The following is a 17,360-nucleotide window of genomic DNA, read 5'->3' as shown; positions in this document are numbered from 1 at the left end:
CTGGAATAAGCGGCTCGATGAGGCGATCATCCGGGGAGGATATTGAGTCCGGTGCGCGTCAGTCCGGGTGGCAAAGCGTCACACCACAACCAGGGCCACGAGTTGGTGCCAATCTTATCATCCCTGCCGCGCCAACAAAGGCCATGCATTCACAAAATCATCCGGACTACCCGCAACAGGGAAAATGCCAAAAACAGAGTGCAGAGATAGTGCAGGCATATTGATCATTTCAACTATTCTTGTATAGTTGAATCCATTCCATGGGTTGAGGGATTTCAAATGCACAAAGATGTGGCCACCAGGGTGTTCGAGTCTCTCGCATCCGGCATCCGTCTCGATGTATGGCGCTTGCTGGTCAAGGCCGGGTTGGAAGGGCGGGTGGCCGGTGAGCTCGCTGGCGAGCTCGACATTGCACCGAACAGCCTCTCGTTTCACTTGAAGGCCCTGCTTCACGCCGGACTGGTATCGGTGGAGCAGGAGGGGCGTTTTCTGCGCTATCGCGCCAATATCCCCCTGATGCTCGATTTGATCGGTTATCTCACCGAGGAGTGCTGTGCCGGTCACCCCGAAGCCTGTGGCGTGATGCGGGCCGAATCCGGCTGCTCGCCCCATGTATTGCCCGAGCAATCTTGCTGCAATAAGGAGTAATACCATGTCAGTTATCCAGATTTTCGATCCGGCACTGTGCTGTGCCAGCGGTGTGTGCGGAACAGAGGTTGACCAGCGCCTGGTGAGCTTCGCCGCCGACCTCGCCTGGGTCAAGGGGCAGGGGGTTGCCATAGAGCGATTCAACCTGGCCCAGCAACCCATGGTGTTTGCCGAGACTGCGGCGGTGAGTGCCTTTCTTGTCCACGCGGGGGAGGAAGGCTTGCCGCTGGTGCTGGTAGAGGGTCAGGTGGTGCTGACAGGCCGTTATCCCAGCCGCGCGGAATTGACCCGTTATGCCGGTCTTGCGTCACTGAACGCGGCTGAAAGCGGTGGCACAACAATCGATGATGCTGAAGCCAATCCACCAGCAGCCGGGCCGGGCAAAGCGGGCGCCATCAAAGGGATCGTCAAGGGTGGATGCTGCTCCGGCAGCAGCGGTTGCTGCTAAGCGTGACCCTTTAGTTGGCCGTATCCCTGCCGCCTGCGGGGTTGATTGCCTTGTTTTGCCTGATAGGAGTCCCTTATGTCCTCGTTTCTGAGCTATTCGTTTCTGACTGATGCACCGCCGTTTCTCTTTTTTACCGGCAAGGGCGGGGTGGGTAAAACCTCGCTGGCCTGTGCCAGTGCGGTTGCCTTGTGTGACAGTGGCAAACGGGTACTGCTGGTCAGCACGGATCCGGCATCAAACGTAGGCCAGGTGTTCGACACCCAGATAGGGAACCAGATCACCAGGATCCCGCAAGTCGATGGGTTATCAGCACTGGAGATTGACCCGCAATCCGCCGCACAAGCCTATCGGGAACGGATCGTTGGCCCGGTGCGTGGCAAACTGCCCGACAGCGTGGTGCGCAGCATTGAAGAGCAGCTCTCCGGTGCCTGCACCACAGAGATCGCCGCCTTTGACGAATTCACCGCGCTCTTGACCGACAGCAGCCTGGTGGGGGAATACGACCACATCGTTTTCGACACTGCGCCCACAGGTCACACCATACGTCTGTTGCAACTGCCGGGGGCATGGAGCGAGTTTCTGGAGCAGGGCAAGGGTGATGCTTCCTGTCTGGGGCCACTGGCCGGACTGGAAAAACAGCGAAGCCAATACGCAGAGGCCGTTGCGGCCCTGTCAGATGCGGGGAAAACCCGGCTTGTTCTGGTGGCCCGGGCGCAAGCCTCGACCCTGCGGGAAGTAACGCGTACCCATGACGAACTGGCCGCTATCGGCCTTGCCAATCAGCAACTGGTCATCAATGGCATCTTCCCGCAAAGCGAGCTGGCGGATGACCCCCTGGCCTCCGCTGTCTGGCAGCGAGAACAGCAGGCGATGGCGCAGATGCCAGGATTGCTGGCCAGGTTGCCACAAGACAGAGTGCCGCTGTTGGCCACCAATCTGGTGGGGGTGGAGAGCCTGCGCCAGCTGCTCGGTGCAAGCCCCGTCAGTGGGGTTAATGAGATCGAATGCGCTGCTACTGAACAACACCCCGGATTGCAGCAGCTGGTCGATGAATTGGCCACAGATGGCCACGGGCTCATCATGCTGATGGGCAAGGGCGGTGTGGGTAAAACCACCCTGGCGGCAGCGGTGGCGGTGGAGCTTGCCAGTCGGGGCCTGCCGGTTCACCTGACCACCTCAGATCCCGCAGCCCATCTGGGAGAGACCCTAGCTGGAGCCTTGCCCAGCCTGGAGGTCAGTCGTATCGATCCCCATGCCGAGACCGAGCGTTATTGTGCCCAGGTGCTGGCCACCAAGGGGGCGAGTCTGGATGCACAGGGCCGCGCCCTGCTGGAAGAAGATTTGCGCTCCCCCTGTACCGAAGAGATAGCCGTGTTTCAGGCCTTCTCGCGGATCATCCGCGAGGCGGGCAAGCGCTTCGTGGTGATGGATACGGCGCCCACCGGCCACACCCTCTTGCTGCTCGATGCGACCGGTGCCTACCACAGGGAAATTGCCCGTCAGATGGGGGGCAAAGGGATGCACTTCACTACCCCCATGATGCAGCTGCAAGACCCGACACAGACCAAGGTGATGATCGTCACCTTGCCCGAACCAACTCCGGTGCAGGAGGCGGCCAACCTGCAAGCCGACCTGCGCCGCGCCGGTATCGAGCCCTGGGCCTGGGTGGTCAATCACATGTTGGCCCCTGCCAGCGTCACGTCCCCCCTGCTGGCCCAGCGAGCCTATCGCCAGCAGCCCCATATCGACGCGGTCAAGGAGGTGCATGCGAAGCGTTATGCCGTTGTGCCCTTGCAGGCCGTCGAGCCGGTGGGTGTCACGGCGCTGCAAGATTTATGTCACCCTGTCCACAGGGCGGGGTGACATGCATCAGAGCGAGTTTACTGCCAAGGCGCAACCAACAGGGGTATTTGCCCGGGTTGAGTCCTTCGTTTCATCCAACCCCCATGGAGTCTCTTGATGAGTACCAATGCCTGCTGCGATCTGCCCGTCAGCAAAAAAATGAGCTTTCTCGACCGCAATCTCACCCTCTGGATCTTTGTCGCCATGGCCATCGGGGTGGGGATTGGCTATTTGTTCCCTCAGGTGGCTCAGTGGAACGAGGCCATGTCGGTCGGCACCACCAATGTGCCGCTCGCCATCGGCCTTATCCTGATGATGTATCCGCCGCTGGCCAAGGTGAATTACGGCACCATGGGCGCCATGACCCGCGACCGTCAGGCGATTACCCTCTCTCTGGTGATGAACTGGCTGGTCGGCCCCATCCTGATGTTCGTGATAGCCCTGACATTCTTGCATGACTACCCGGACTACATGGTGGGCCTGATCCTGATCGGTCTGGCACGTTGCATCGCCATGGTGCTGGTGTGGAACGATCTGGGCGGCGGCAACAAGGAGTACGGTGCGGGTCTGGTGGCGCTCAACAGCGGTTTTCAGATCCTCACCTACAGCTTCATGGCCTGGTTGTTTATTACAGTGCTGCCACCCCTGTTTGGTTTGCAGGGTTTCGCGGTGGATATCACCATGCTGGATATCGCCGAAAGCGTGCTGATCTATCTGGGGATCCCCTTCCTGGCAGGCTTCCTGAGCCGGAAATACCTGGTCAAGGCCAAGGGTGAGCAGTGGTATAACGAGCGTTTTATCCCCGCCATTTCGCCCATCACACTGATCGCCTTGCTGGCCACCATAGTGCTGATGTTCAGCCTCAAGGGCGAGATGATCGTCGAGCTGCCGATGGATGTGGTCCGTGTTGCCATCCCGCTGGTGGTCTACTTTGTGCTGATGTTCTTCACCAGTTTCCTGGTCGGCAAGAAGCTGGGTATTCCCTATGACAAGAATGCTTCCATTGCCTTCACTGCCACCGGCAACAACTTCGAGCTGGCCATTGCGGTTTCCATCGCCGTGTTCGGCCTGAATTCGGATCAGGCGTTTGCCGGTGTGATAGGCCCTCTGGTGGAGGTGCCTGTCTTGATCGCCCTGGTCAATGTGGCGCTTAGAATGAAACGCAACTATCTCAACGCAGAGGCTTAATCATGCATGACACCCAGATCACCATTTACCACAACCCGGCTTGCGGCACCTCCCGCAATACGCTGGAACTTATCCGCAACTCAGGGATTGAACCGACCGTCGTTCACTACCTGGAGACACCGCCGAGCCGCGAGACGCTGGTTGCGCTGATTGGGGCCATGGGGATGCCAGTGCGCGACCTGCTGCGCAAGAACGTCCCTCCTTATGAGGCGCTGGAACTGGCCGAAAACCGCTTCAGCGATGATGACTTGATCGACGCCATGCTGGCCCATCCCATCCTGATCAACCGCCCCATAGTGGTGACCCCGCTTGGTACCAGACTGTGCCGCCCATCGGAAGTGGTGCTGGATATTTTGCCGAGCCCCCAGCAAGGCGCCTTTACCAAGGAAGATGGGGAACAGGTGGTGGATGCGGCGGGAAACCGCATCAAGTGACACGCACGAGCGGTGTGCCCTCTGTCTGATGACGGCATGGCAGCCGCACGAACATGAGCTCTATGGTTGGCTGCTCAGGCAATCGGGCAGCCTTGTAGATACCGATGTTCTGCTGCAAGAGACCTGCTTGCGGGCTATGCGCCAGCAGGGAACGTTTTGCGTCATCGAGAATGCCAGCGCTCGACCAGCTCACTCTGGATAGACGGATGTGCGATCCATCTCCGGCTGGTTCAGGTAGCGAAGCAGGTGCGGGAGCAGGTGTCCGGCATCTGGCCCGACGCCTCTGAGGGTTGCCGAGGCAAAATTGCGTTGCTTGGGCAGGCCGACAAAGTACAAGCCGGGGACATGCATGGCGTGCCCGTCGCGTTGCATCACCTGACCTCGTTCGTTCATCACGGGCAGGCCCTCGAGAAATGTCAGGTTGGGACGAAAACCTGTGGCAAACACCAGACTGTCAACGGCTTCATGCTGGCCATTCGGTCAGACAATGCCGGTTGACGTTACCCGTGTGAACATGGGGCGCTGCTTGAAATAACTGGTTTTCAGCGCCTTTCTGTAGGTGCCGTCGTCCAGTACCGGTGTGCTCTGGTCGTTCAGCCAGCGGGTTTTCTCCAGGCCTGTCCATTTCAACCAGCTATGAAAATCTGCCCCCAATATCCGCTGGGGGGCGAACCGGATTGCTTCTCGGGTGGCCAGTGTCACAGTGGCCACGCTGGCGAGATCGTAAGCGATCTGGACGGCGGAGTTCGCCGCGCCAATGACGACGACGTTTTGCCCGCGAAAAGGCGCCGCATGTCGATAGTCGGCACTGTGCAGCCGAGCGCCCCTGAAGCTTTCCAGTCCAGGAATGTCGGGCAGGTAGGGGCGGCTAAAGGCCCCCGATGCCACTATCACGGCGCTTGCCAGCAAACGTTGACCGTTGGCGGCAGTTATCTGGAAGCCCGCATCTGCTCGCGCGACCTGGGTGACCTGAACTCCCTGGCGAACAGGTAGCTGGAAGAGGTCGGCATACTGCTCAAGGTAACGCACCACCTCATCACGTCCGGGATAGTGGCCAGGTGCGCCGGGGAATGGCATACCGGGGAGGGAAGAGTAGGCAGCTGGCGAGAACAGCTCAAGGCTATCGTAGTAGTTGCGCCAGTTCCCGCCAGGCCGTGCTTGCGCGTCAAGTATCACGAAGTTGAGCCCCTGCTGTTTCAAGTGCCAGCCACAGGCCAATCCGGCCTGACCTGCGCCAATGACAACCACATCCAGTCGCTGATCCATCGAGTTCATATGTGTGCATCCATACACGTTTTTGGGCGAAGAAAAATCAATCCGATCAGCCTCGGCAGCACATCCTGGTGTGGTGGAGCATGGCCTCCAGGCGCTGGATAATGGCCGGGCCATCCACTTCGTAGAACACCTGGCGCCCAACCTTGGAGGCGCGAACTATCCCGGCTTCCAGCAGCACCTGAAGATGACGGGAAACAACCGAACGCTCCTGGGGCAACTCAGCGGCAATCTCAGTGATATCCGCTCGACCCAATTGCATGACGCGCTTCAGCACGGCGACCCGTGGTGGCTCGCACAGTGCTTTGAAGAAGGCACCATCAAGGGATGCAATGGCGGCATCAATGGCTTGGGTTTGGGTCAGTGTTGTATTCATGTCGTGACTATATGTGCGCATCCATACACATGTAAAGCGCTGATGCGCAGTGATCAGCCATTTGGCAATACAGGGATGTTGGGACACCCGCCGTTTTGATCGTGGCGCCGGGTCGTAAAAATAAAAAAGGGCGCCAATGATGGCGCCCTTTTGCGGGTTTTATGAAACCCTGATCAACCCGTGTTGCGCATGCCTGCGGCAATACCGGCTATGGTGACCATCAGCGCCTGATCCAGCTCGGGATGCAGAGTCTCGGTGTGGTTGCGCGAGCGGCCCAGCAGTTCGACCTGCAGCACGTTGAGGGGATCCGTGTAGGGGTTGCGCAGATTGATGGACTCCTTGATCCAGGGTTGGTCGTCCAGCAGGTCTCCCTGCGGGCGCAGCTGCAGCACGATCTGGATGGCGTCGGCAAGCTCCTGGCGCAACTGCTTGCCCAGATTCCACAGCTCTTGCGGTACCAGACGGGTGTCGTAGTACTCGGCGAGCCAGAGGTCGGCCTTGAGGAACACCATCTCCAGCATCTCGAGGCGGGTGCGGAAGAAGGGCCACTGGCGGCTCATCTCTTCCAGCACGCTCTTCTGACCGTCCGTGATGGCATGCTCCAGCCCTTTGTGGGCGCCAAGCCAGGCCGGCAGCATCAGCCGGTTCTGGGTCCAGGCGAAGATCCAGGGGATGGCGCGCAGACTCTCGACGCCGCCGTTGGGCTTGCGCTTGGCCGGGCGTGAGCCGAGCGGCAGCTTGCCAAGTTCCATTTCAGGGGTGGCAGCGCGGAAGTAGGGCACGAAGTCCGGATGACCGCGCACTATGCTGCGGTAGTGATCGCAGGAGACGGTGGCCAGCTGCTCCATCACGGCGCGCCAGCTCTCTTTGGGCTTGGGTGGTGGCAGCAGGTTCCCTTCCAGCACGGCGCTGGTGTAGAGGTTCAGGCTGTGAATGGCGACTTTCGGCAGACCGAACTTGAAGCGGATCATCTCGCCCTGTTCGGTCACTCGCAGCCCACCGCGCAGGGATCCCGGCGGTTGGGACAGGATCGCCTGATGGGCGGGGGCGCCGCCACGGCCGACGGTGCCGCCACGGCCATGGAACAGGGTCAGACGCAGATTGCTTGCTTCGGCCAGTGCCACCAGAGATTCCATGGCCGCGTATTGGGCCCAGCCGGCGGCCATCATGCCCGCATCCTTGGCGGAATCCGAGTAGCCGATCATCACGTACTGGCGACCCTGGATGTAACCGCGATACCAGTCCACCGACAACAGGCGCTCCATCACGGCGGTGCCCGCCATCAGGTCTTCCTGGGTTTCGAACAGGGGGGCGACCGGCATGCGGAACTTGCAACCGGCTTCTTTCAGCAGCAGCTGTACCGCCAGTACATCGGACGGGGCGCCCGCCATGGAGATGATGTAGATGCCGAACGCATCCGGGTCGTGTTGGGCGATCACCCGGCAGGTGTCTATGGTCTCACGGGTCTCGTCGCTCGGCTCCCAGTCGGTCGGGATCAGGGGGCGGCGGGAGTTGAGCTCATTGAGCAGGAAGGCCTGCTTGTCGTCTTCGCTCCACTCTGCGTAGTCGCCCATGCCTAGGTAACGGGTCAGCTCGGAGAAGACCTGACCGTGGCGCTCACCATCCTGACGTATGTCCAGCTTGACCAGATGGATGCCGAAACAGGCCAGCTTGCGCAGCACATCCAGCAGCATGCCATCTGCGATGTTGCCCATGCCGCAGGCGTGCATTGAGTGGTAGCAGAGCTCCAGCGGCTCGCGCAGCTGGGCTGTGGTGGTGATCAGGTCGCGGCTCTCGCTCACCTGACCCTGCACCTTGGCGGTGAGGTATTCCTGGGTCTCGCGCAGCGCTTCACGCAGCTCGCGCACCAGGGCGCGATAGGGCTCGGGGTGATCGCCCACCCGCTCGCGTACGGCGTCGGTGCAGTCGGACATGGAGAGCTCGGAGGTGAGCTCCTTGATGTCCTTGTAGAAGAGGCTCACTGCCATCCAGCGGCCCAGTTCCAGTACCTCTGCGGTCACCTTGGCCGTGACGAAGGGGTTGCCGTCGCGGTCACCGCCCATCCAGGAGGTGAACTTGACCGGCGCGGCATCCAGCGGCAGCCGCACACCCAGGTGCTGTTGCAGACGCTCGTCCAGATTGCGCATGAATTCGGGAATGGCCGGCCAGAGGCTGTTTTCCACCACGGCAAAGCCCCACTTGGCTTCGTCTACCGGGGTCGGGCGCTGCTCGCGGATCTCGTTGGTGTGCCAGGCCTGATTGACCAGCTGTTCGATGCGATTGAGGATCTTGTCCCGCTCGCGGGGCAGCAGATCGGAGAGTTCCAGCGCTTCCAGGCAGTCGTTGAGCTGGACGTGCTTGTGGATCAGGGTTCGACGGGTCACCTCGGTCGGGTGAGCGGTCAGCACCAGATCGATATCCAGCTCGCGCACGGCCTGGATGATGGCCTCCTGCGACAGGTTGGATGCCTTGAGTTTGGCGAACATCTGCTCCAGCGGATCCGGCGTGCAGACCTGCTCTTCGCAGCGGCGGGAGATGGTGTGGAACTGTTCGGCCACGTTGGCCAGGTTGAGGAACTGGCTGAAGGCGCGGGCCACCGGCAACAGCTCGTCATCGCTCAGGGTGCGCAGGGTTTCGAGCAGACGTTCCCGGTCTGCCTCATTGCCTTTGCGGGAGGACTTGGCCAACTGGCGAATGGTTTCGATCTTGTCGAGGAAGGCTTGTCCCTGATGATCCTTGATGGACTTGCCCAGCAGTTGACCCAGCATGCCTACGTTGGCGCGTAGAGCGGCGTACTTTTCGTTCATTCCACATCCTTATCTGGTTGGTGTCTCTCTCCATCCGAGGTGAGAGACAGCCTCACTTATTGTTGTGTGATTACAACATATGCTCCGTCATCTTAGGGTGACAATCTACCCAGATTGTCTGCGCAAGGTCAAATAACAGGCCGATTCAGAACATGTATTTCCTTCACCTGTCCCGGGCAGACTGTCAGTAACTTACTTACATACCCTATGGCTTACAGGCAGAAGCGGCGGATCAGGTGTTGCAGCACTGCCGTGGTGGGTTTGACGAACGACAGATCCAGGTATTCGTCCGGCTGGTGGGCCTGGGCTATGTGGCCAGGGCCCATCACAATTGTCTGGCATCCCAACTGCTGGATAAAGGGCGCTTCGGTGCAGTAGTTCACCGATTCCGCCTTGTGTCCGCTCGCCTGCTCCGCCTCGCGCACCAGCACTGAGTCGTCCGCGCAGGCATAGGCAGGGATGGGCTCGTGCAGGTGCTGCAAGTGCAGGCAGCCCGGCTGGTGAACCTCTATGGGCGCGAGCGCCTCTTTGAGCATGCCCATCAGCTCGTCCGGCCCCACTTGCGGGGTGGGACGCATGTCGATGTGCAGCTCGCAGCAGCCGCAGATGCGGTTCGGGCTGTCTCCCCCATGTATGTATCCCAGATTCAGCGTGGGTTGCGGCACTGCGAACCGGTAGTCGGCATAGGTCTCTTCCAGACGCAGTTGCAGGCGCAGCACCCGCCCCATGGCCTGATGCATGATCTCCAGCGCATTGACGCCGTTGGCGGGATCCGAGCTGTGACCGCTCTTGCCGGTAATGCGGATCGCTTCCGACATGTGGCCCTTGTGGGCCACCACGGGCACCAGCCCGGTCGGTTCGCCGATCACCGCATAGTCGGGTTTGATCTCGGCCGCGGCGGCGATGGCGCGTGCACCCGCCATTGTGGTTTCCTCATCGGCGGTGGCCAGAATGCGCAGCGGCTTGGTGAGTTTGGTGAGGTCGATCTCTTTGAGGGCTTCCACTATGAAGGCGAAGAATCCCTTCATGTCGATGGTGCCGAGGCCGTACAGGCGGTTGCCCTCTTCGGTCACCTTGAAGGGATCCTTGCTCCAGCCCCCTTCGTCGAACGGCACTGTGTCCGTGTGGCCCGCCAGCAGCAGGCCGCCTTCTCCCTGGCCTATGGTGGCCACCAGATTGAACTTGCCGGGCAGCTCCGGCAGCGCTGTCACTTCACACTGAAAGCCGAGTTGGCCGAACCAGTCGGCCAGCAGCCGGATCACCGCCTCGTTGCTCTGATCCCAGTGCGGATCTGTGCTGCTAATAGAGGGAATCGCAATAATATTCTTATAAAGTGCAAAAAAATCCAGATTGGCCATCAGCTGCTCCTTGCGTCCCCGGAACGTTTCTGTTAGAAAATACAAATGCAAAGTGAGTGCATGAATATTCTGTGAGTTTGCCTGAATTCGTGGCTCATCAACAAGGCTTCTAGTTGTAAGGGAAAGTTAATGTTCTGTCACCTGATCTATAACCGACGACACAACCCCGCCTGAATTGCCCCTCCGCACTCGTTGCATTGAAGGGGCGGTTCCTCACCCCTTGCACTGTCTGCAGCGCCATGCTGTGAATTTCGAACTCTGACTTGGAATACTCAAAAATGCTTAACACCGTTATCGTCGGTGCCAGTGGCTACGCGGGAGCCGAACTGGCCGCACTGGTCCAGAACCATCCTCAACTCAAGCTGTTTGGTCTCTATGTTTCCGCCGGCAGCCAGGATGCCCACAAGCGTTTCTCTTCTCTGCACCCCCAGTGGGTCGGCGCGCTGGATCAGCCGCTGCTGCCGCTGGATGAAGATGGCATGACCCGGATCCTGACCCAGGCCGACCTGGTGTTGCTGGCGACCGCCCATGAGGTGAGTGCCGAGCTCGCACCCAAGTTCCTGGCCAAGGGGCTGCCGGTGTTCGATCTCTCCGGCGCCTTCCGGGTCAAGGACCAGCAATTCTACTCCTCCTTCTACGGCTTCACCCACGAGAACGAGCAGTTGCTGGAGCAGGCCGCCTACGGTCTGGCGGAATGGAACAGCGATGCCATTGCCGCCGCCCAGCTGATTGCTGTGCCAGGTTGCTACCCGACTGCTTCTCTGTGCGCTCTCAAACCGCTGCAACAGGCCGGTCTGATTGCCGAGGGGTGGCAGCCCATCATCAATGCGGTATCCGGCGTCTCCGGGGCCGGTCGCAAGGCAGCCATCAATACCAGTTTTTGCGAAGTGAGCCTGAGTCCCTACGGCACCTTCAACCACAGGCATCAGCCGGAGATCAGCCACCACCTGGGCAAGGAGGTGCTGTTCCAGCCCCACCTTGGCAACTATGTGCGCGGCATCCTGGCCACCATTTATGTGCAGCTGGCAGATGGCGTGACACCGACCCAGGTGGATCAGGCCTTCCTCAAGGCCTACGAAGGAAAACCCCTGGTGCGCCTCACCGGCCAGATGCCCTCCATCCGTGGCGTGGCAAGCACTCCCTACTGCGATATCGCCTGGCAGCAGCAGGGCAATATGCTGGTGGTGGTCTCTGCCATCGACAACTTGCTCAAGGGCGCCGCCTCCCAGGCAATGCAATGCATAAATATTAAATTCGGTTTTGACCCGGCCACCGGCCTGATTTAAGAAAGGATTGAGAGATATGGACAAGCAGACACTGGTTATCAAGTTGGGTGGCGCCCTGATCGAGAACGACGAGGCGCTGACCGCCCTGTTCGGCACCCTCAAAACGTTTCTGGATGAGCAACACAGGCCCCTGGTGCTGGTGCACGGTGGCGGCTGTCTGGTGGATGACCTGCTCAAGGGATTGGGCCTGAGTTCCACCAAGAAGAACGGCCTGCGGGTCACCCCGTTCGAGCAGATCCCCTTCATTGCGGGTGCGCTGGCCGGGACGGCCAACAAGCAGATGATGGCCAAGGCCATCGCCACCGGCATTCCGGCCGTGGGTCTGTGTCTCGCCGATGGCGGTCTGTGCCAGGTGACCCAACTCGATCCGGATCTCGGTGCGGTCGGTGATTGCCAGCCGGGCAACCCTGCACTGGTGACCGGTATCCTGGGGCAGGGGTTCCTGCCCGTGGTTAGCTCCATCGGCATCACGGCCGACGGCCAGCTGATGAACGTCAACGCGGATCAGGCTGCCACCGCCATCGCCGAGGCGCTCGGCGCCGATTTGGTGATGCTGTCGGACGTGAGCGGCATCCTGGATGGCAAGGGCAAGCTGGTGCCGCAGCTGAACAAGGCAACCGCACTGGATCTGATGGAGAAGGGCGTGATCAGCGATGGCATGGCGGTCAAGGTGAAAGCCGCCTTGCACGCCGCCGAGACGCTCGGCAAGCCGGTCTGTGTCGCCAGCTGGCGTTACCCGGATCAACTGCTCAAGCTGCTGGCTGGCGGTGCCGTCGGCACCCAAGTCACCCTCTAACCCTGGCTGGAAAAAGGAACCTCCGATGCAACATCTTCTGAAAGATAGCGATCTGAGCAAGGCTCAAATCGAGGCGCTGATCGCGCTGGGGAAAGCGGTCAAGGCCGACCCGAAAAAGTACAGCCAGGCACTGGCGGGCAAGAGCGTGGTTACCCTGTTCGAGAAGCCCTCTTTACGCACCCGGGTGACCTTCGACATCGGCATCGCCAAACTGGGCGGCCATAGCGTCTATCTGGATCAACAGAACGGCGCCCTGGGCAAGCGGGAATCGGTGAAGGATTTCGCCGCCAACCTGTCCCGCTGGTGTGACGCCATCGTCGCGCGGGTATTCGATCACCAGACCCTGGTTGACCTGCAAGCCTACGGCTCTGTGCCCGTGGTCAACAGCCTGTGTAATCTTTACCACCCCTGTCAGGGGCTGGCCGACTTTATGACCATTGCCGAGCATTACGACGATCTGTCGAAGGTGAAGCTTGCCTACCTCGGCGATGGCAACAACGTCAGCCACTCTCTACTGCTGCTGGGGGCGATCCTGGGTACAGACGTGACCCTGATCTGCCCGAAAGGCTATGGCCCGGATACCCAGATCTTCCTGCAGGCCCAGGCGCTGGCGGCCGATTCCGGCGCCACCATTCACATCAGCGATGACGTGGGCGACATTGAAGGGTTTGACGTGGTTTATACCGATACCTGGGTCTCCATGGGTGACAACACACCAATGGAGCAGGTAAAAGATATCTTCATGCCTTATCAGATCAACCAGGCCCTGCTTGAGCGCACCGGCATCCAGCACGTGCTGCATTGCCAGCCGGCGCACCGGGAGCTGGAGATCACTTCCGACGTCATGGACGGGCCTGCTTCCCTCATCATGGATGAGGCAGAGAACCGGATGCATATCCAGAACGCCGTGCTGCTGACCCTGCTTGGCAACAAGTAGCGGAATAAGCAACGCGACCACCGACCCTGAATTACAACACCTTATCGAATCATCATGGAGAGAAGTAAAATGAGCGGAATCAACAAGATCGTACTGGCTTACTCGGGCGGACTGGATACCTCGGCCATCATTCCCTGGCTCAAAGAGCACTACGATGCCGAAATCATCGCCTTCGTCGCCGACGTGGGTCAGGAGCGTGACGATCTGGAAGGTATCGAGCAGAAGGCCATCGCGTCCGGCGCGGTCAAATGCATCGTCAAGGATCTGCGGGAAGAGTTCGTCAAGGAGTACGTCTATCCGACCCTGAAAACCGGCGCCGTCTATGAAGGCACCTACCTGCTGGGCACCTCGATGGCCCGTCCCATCATTGCCAAGGCGATGGTGGAAGCGGCCCTGGCGGAAGGCGCCGATGCCATCTCCCACGGTTGTACCGGCAAGGGCAACGATCAAGTGCGTTTTGAAGGTGCCGTGGCTGCCCTGGCACCCCAGTTGAAAGTGATCGCCCCGTGGCGGTTGTGGGACATGCGCTCCCGGGAAGATCTGCTGGCCTATCTGGAAGCCCGCGACATTCCCTGCAAGGCGACCCTGAAGAAGATCTACAGCCGTGATGCCAACGCCTGGCACATCTCCACCGAGGGTGGCGAGCTGGAGAGCACCTGGAACGAGCCGTCCGAAGCGGTCTGGCAGTGGACCGTCTCTGCCGAGCAGGCACCGAACGAGCCGGAATACGTCAAGCTGACCGTCGCCAAAGGCGAAGTGGTTGCCGTGGACGACCAGCCGCTGAGCCCGCACCAGATCCTGACCACCCTGAACGAGCGTGCCGGCAAGCACGGCGTGGGCCGGATCGACATCACCGAAAACCGCATGGTGGGCATGAAATCCCGTGGCTGCTACGAAACTCCGGGCGGCACCGTCATGGTGGCGGCACTGCGCGCGGTGGAAGAGCTGGTACTGGACAGACCGACTCGCGCCTGGCGGGAAAAGCTGGGTGCCGAGTTCTCTCACCTGGTCTATGACGGTCGCTGGTTCACTCCGCTGTGCAAGGCCATTGTCGCCTCCGCCAATGCCATCGCCGAGGATCTCGACGGTGAAGTCATTCTGAAGATGTACAAGGGTCAGGTCACTGCGGTGCAGAAGAAGTCGCCGAACAGCCTCTACTCCGAAGACTTCGCCACCTTCGGCGCCGATGAAGTGTATGACCAGAGCCATGCAGAAGGCTTTATCCGTCTCTACACCCTGGCCAGCCGGATCCGCGCCATGAAGGAGCAGCATCAGGCGATCGGCGGTGACCACACCCACGGCTAAGCTGACGCCAATCCGCTGATACAGGTGAGGGGGCATGGCCCCCTCTTTTATCAGCCCTCCCATGTGGTGGGGTGTGAGCAGAGCGGCAGCACCTCGGCCGCTTCTGTGAGATAACAGGCTCGCAGAAAAACAGGGCACGATTTCAAGCTCGACGGCGCCAGACGCCGCCGACAACGCATTCAAGGAGAGCAGTATGGCACTTTGGGGTGGACGCTTCAGTCAGGGAGCCGATAGCCGGTTCAAGCAGTTCAACGATTCGCTGCGGTTCGATTACCGGCTGGCGGAGCAGGATATCCAGGGCTCCATGGCCTGGGCCAAGGCGCTGGTGAAAGTGGGCGTATTGACCGCCAACGAGCAAGGAAAGCTGCAACAGGCGATGGAGGTGCTGCTCGCCTCGGTGCAGCAGGATCCCCAGCAGATCCTCAATTCCGATGCCGAAGATATTCACTCCTGGGTCGAGAGCCAGCTCATCGCCGCCGTCGGCGATCTTGGCAAGAAGCTGCACACCGGCCGCTCGCGCAACGATCAGGTCGCCACCGACCTGAAACTCTGGTGCAAGGCACAAGGGGAGCTGCTGCTCGGATCCATCAGTGCTCTGCAATCCGGGCTGGTCGCCTCTGCCCGTGCCAATCAGGCTGCCGTGCTGCCGGGCTACACCCACTTGCAGCGCGCCCAGCCAGTCACCTTCGCCCACTGGGCGCTGGCCTATGTGGAGATGCTGGAGCGGGACTATTCCCGTCTGCAGGATGCCCTGAAGCGCCTCGATACCAGCCCGCTCGGCTGCGGCGCCCTGGCGGGTACCGCCTATGCCATCGACCGTGAAGCGCTGGCACTGGACATGGGCTTTGGCGGCGCGACCCGCAACAGCCTGGATTCGGTGTCGGACAGGGATCACGTGGTGGAGCTGATGCACGTGGCGTCCCTCTCCATGACCCACCTGTCGCGCTTTGCCGAAGATCTCATCTTCTACAACACAGGCGAAGCGGGTTTTGTCGAGCTCTCCGATGCAGTCACGTCCGGCTCGTCGCTGATGCCGCAGAAGAAGAACCCCGATGCGCTTGAGCTTATTCGCGGCAAGACAGGCCGGGTGGTGGGTGCCCAGATGGGCATGTTGATGAGCCTCAAGGCACTGCCGCTGGCCTACAACAAGGACATGCAGGAAGACAAGGAAGGGCTGTTCGATGCCCTCGACACCTGGCACGACTGCCTCGACATGGCGGCGCTGGTGCTGATCGACTTGAAGGTAAATGGCGAGCGCACCATGGCGGCAGCGCAGGGCGGTTATGCCAACGCGACTGAGCTGGCGGACTATCTGGTGGCCAAAGGGATACCCTTCCGCGAGGCACACCATATCGTTGGCGAGGTTGTGGTCTATGCGCTTGAGGTGAAGAAGCCGCTGGAAGATCTCTCTTTGCCTGAGTTCCAGCGCTTCAGCCCGGTGATCGGCGAGGATGTCTATCCCAATCTGGAGCTGGAAGCGACCCTGGCCAAGCGTGTCGCCAAAGGCGGCGTCGCCCGCGAGCTGGTGGATGCAGCACTGACTGCCGCCGAACAGTGGCTGGCCAAGCGGGCTGGCTAAAGCACAGCGGATTGATTCCAATGAGCACAAGACGGCAACCCCAGGGGTTGCCGTTTTTTGTTTGCCTGATGATGAATGAAGGGGAGGGGGATTGCCTGCCCAGATGCCAAGAAAAAGAGACCGTATCCTCAGCTCTGGTGCGTGGCATGGGCCCGCTGTACCGCCTGGGTGAGCAGGCTTTGCAACTGGCTCTCGGCCTCACCGGATCCATTGCCTGCTCCCAGCAGTACGACCCCCAGCGTGCCCGGCGACGGCAGCACATCGGCCAACGGGGAGAGAGACGCCGGCATGCCGATGGCAGAGCGCACTGTGATCCCTAGCCCTGCCTGCAAGGCCGCCCAGATCCCGCCCAGACTCTGGCTGGTGAAGGCGATGCGCCACGGGATACCTGCATCGTCCAGAGCCTTGATGGCCCGTGAACGCATCAGGCAGGGGGCATCGAAGAGCACCAGGGGCAAGGGCTCTCCGCGTGCCAGCAGGGGCGCCGGATCCCAGTTCGGGTGAGCAATCCACTGGAGTGACACTATGTCGATGAGATGGGCGTCCATCCTCTCTTCCGGGTGCTGCCAGGCCAGGGCCATGTCGAGGGTTCCCTCCCTGATCCCTTTCATCAGCTGTGCATTGCGATCGATGCGCGTCGTCATGCGCAGCGCGGGGTGCTGACGACAGAGGGGGCCCAGCACGGCAGGCAGTAGGGATTCACCAAAATCTTCCTGAACCCCCAGCCTGATCTCCCCTTGCAGCAGTTCCCCTTTCAGGGCAAGCACGGCTTCGTCGTTGAGCTCCAGCAGCCGTTTGGCATATCCCAGCAGTCGTTCGCCACTGGCCGTCGGGACCAGGTGGCGGCCCCTCTTCATGACCAGTTCGGTACCGCATTGCTGTTCGAGTTTTTTCAACTGTGCGCTGACCGCCGAGGTGGAACGGCACAGCCGCTGCGCCGCCAGCGCAAAGCTGCCACAGTCCAGCCCAAGGACATAGCTGCGCAGAGCATCGAGATCCAGGTTCAGGGGAAGGGGTTGCATGATAGTCCTGATAATTGGGATTGTTTGTCTTGAACGTTTTGATTTTTAAAATTGTAGCAGTG

Annotated in this window: 16 protein-coding genes; 10 read left to right on the top strand and 6 right to left on the bottom strand. The window is 60.4% G+C overall.

Annotated features, from left to right (window positions below; translation table 11 throughout):
• Positions 1-279: 279 nt before the first annotated feature.
• The 5 genes from GWQ27_RS08845 (at position 280) to arsC (ending at position 4,560) form a co-directional block, all read left to right on the top strand.
• Positions 280-648, top strand: a complete 369-nt coding sequence (locus GWQ27_RS08845; RefSeq protein WP_021139691.1) for a helix-turn-helix domain-containing protein — start codon at positions 280-282, stop codon at positions 646-648.
• A gap of 4 nt (positions 649-652) precedes the next feature.
• Positions 653-1,096: an arsenite efflux transporter metallochaperone ArsD gene (gene arsD / locus GWQ27_RS08840; protein ID WP_275907163.1), complete on the top strand. Its 444-nt coding sequence runs from the start codon at positions 653-655 to the stop codon at positions 1,094-1,096.
• A gap of 75 nt (positions 1,097-1,171) precedes the next feature.
• On the top strand, positions 1,172-2,959 hold the full coding sequence (gene arsA, locus GWQ27_RS08835) for an arsenical pump-driving ATPase (RefSeq protein WP_275907162.1): 1,788 nt from the start codon (positions 1,172-1,174) through the stop codon (positions 2,957-2,959).
• Positions 2,960-3,055: 96 nt separating this feature from the next.
• Positions 3,056-4,126: an ACR3 family arsenite efflux transporter gene (arsB, locus tag GWQ27_RS08830; RefSeq protein WP_275907161.1), complete on the top strand. Its 1,071-nt coding sequence runs from the start codon at positions 3,056-3,058 to the stop codon at positions 4,124-4,126.
• 2 nt (positions 4,127-4,128) lie between these two features.
• A complete protein-coding gene (gene arsC, locus GWQ27_RS08825; RefSeq protein ID WP_275907160.1) occupies positions 4,129-4,560 on the top strand; it encodes a glutaredoxin-dependent arsenate reductase in 432 nt (143 codons plus the stop codon).
• Positions 4,561-4,749: 189 nt separating this feature from the next.
• Here arsC and GWQ27_RS08820 read toward each other — a convergent pair whose 3' ends face one another.
• The 5 genes from GWQ27_RS08820 to argE all read right to left on the bottom strand — a co-directional run bounded on the left by GWQ27_RS08820 (position 4,750) and on the right by argE (position 10,373).
• A complete protein-coding gene (locus GWQ27_RS08820) occupies positions 4,750-5,007 on the bottom strand; it encodes a hypothetical protein (protein ID WP_275907159.1) in 258 nt (85 codons plus the stop codon).
• 33 nt (positions 5,008-5,040) lie between these two features.
• Positions 5,041-5,835, bottom strand: coding sequence for an NAD(P)/FAD-dependent oxidoreductase (locus GWQ27_RS08815; RefSeq protein WP_275907158.1), 795 nt, complete (start codon positions 5,833-5,835; stop codon positions 5,041-5,043).
• A 46-nt stretch (positions 5,836-5,881) separates the two neighbouring features.
• Positions 5,882-6,208 (bottom strand): metalloregulator ArsR/SmtB family transcription factor, encoded by a 327-nt coding sequence (locus tag GWQ27_RS08810; protein ID WP_059168827.1) that lies wholly within the window; start codon positions 6,206-6,208, stop codon positions 5,882-5,884.
• Positions 6,209-6,381: 173 nt separating this feature from the next.
• A complete protein-coding gene (ppc, locus tag GWQ27_RS08805; RefSeq protein WP_021139685.1) occupies positions 6,382-9,015 on the bottom strand; it encodes a phosphoenolpyruvate carboxylase in 2,634 nt (877 codons plus the stop codon).
• A gap of 212 nt (positions 9,016-9,227) precedes the next feature.
• Positions 9,228-10,373 (bottom strand): acetylornithine deacetylase, encoded by a 1,146-nt coding sequence (gene argE / locus GWQ27_RS08800; RefSeq protein WP_021139684.1) that lies wholly within the window; start codon positions 10,371-10,373, stop codon positions 9,228-9,230.
• A gap of 278 nt (positions 10,374-10,651) precedes the next feature.
• Between argE and argC the strand changes: the two genes are divergently transcribed.
• The 5 genes from argC to argH all read left to right on the top strand — a co-directional run bounded on the left by argC (position 10,652) and on the right by argH (position 16,276).
• Entirely contained in the window at positions 10,652-11,659 is a 1,008-nt protein-coding gene (gene argC, locus GWQ27_RS08795; RefSeq protein WP_021139683.1) for an N-acetyl-gamma-glutamyl-phosphate reductase, read from the top strand.
• A gap of 16 nt (positions 11,660-11,675) precedes the next feature.
• Complete coding sequence (gene argB / locus GWQ27_RS08790) at positions 11,676-12,455, top strand: acetylglutamate kinase (protein ID WP_058395388.1); 780 nt, start codon at positions 11,676-11,678, stop codon at positions 12,453-12,455.
• Positions 12,456-12,480: 25 nt separating this feature from the next.
• Positions 12,481-13,392, top strand: a complete 912-nt coding sequence (locus tag GWQ27_RS08785) for an ornithine carbamoyltransferase (protein ID WP_275907157.1) — start codon at positions 12,481-12,483, stop codon at positions 13,390-13,392.
• A gap of 69 nt (positions 13,393-13,461) precedes the next feature.
• Positions 13,462-14,697 carry an argininosuccinate synthase gene (locus GWQ27_RS08780; RefSeq protein WP_005313759.1) on the top strand — a complete coding sequence of 412 codons (1,236 nt, stop codon included), beginning with the start codon at positions 13,462-13,464 and terminating at the stop codon, positions 14,695-14,697.
• A 193-nt stretch (positions 14,698-14,890) separates the two neighbouring features.
• Positions 14,891-16,276: an argininosuccinate lyase gene (gene argH / locus GWQ27_RS08775; protein WP_275907156.1), complete on the top strand. Its 1,386-nt coding sequence runs from the start codon at positions 14,891-14,893 to the stop codon at positions 16,274-16,276.
• 128 nt (positions 16,277-16,404) lie between these two features.
• On the opposite strand, the gene GWQ27_RS08770 is transcribed toward argH, so the two are convergent.
• Positions 16,405-17,298 carry a LysR substrate-binding domain-containing protein gene (locus GWQ27_RS08770; RefSeq protein WP_111588054.1) on the bottom strand — a complete coding sequence of 298 codons (894 nt, stop codon included), beginning with the start codon at positions 17,296-17,298 and terminating at the stop codon, positions 16,405-16,407.
• Positions 17,299-17,360 lie beyond the last annotated feature (62 nt).

This window comes from Aeromonas sp. 5HA1, from assembly GCF_029237245.1.
Classification (GTDB): Bacteria; Pseudomonadota; Gammaproteobacteria; order Enterobacterales; family Aeromonadaceae; genus Aeromonas; species Aeromonas salmonicida.
The sequence above is the reverse complement of the archived record's forward strand: the minus strand, read 5'-3'. Positions and strand labels throughout refer to the sequence as shown.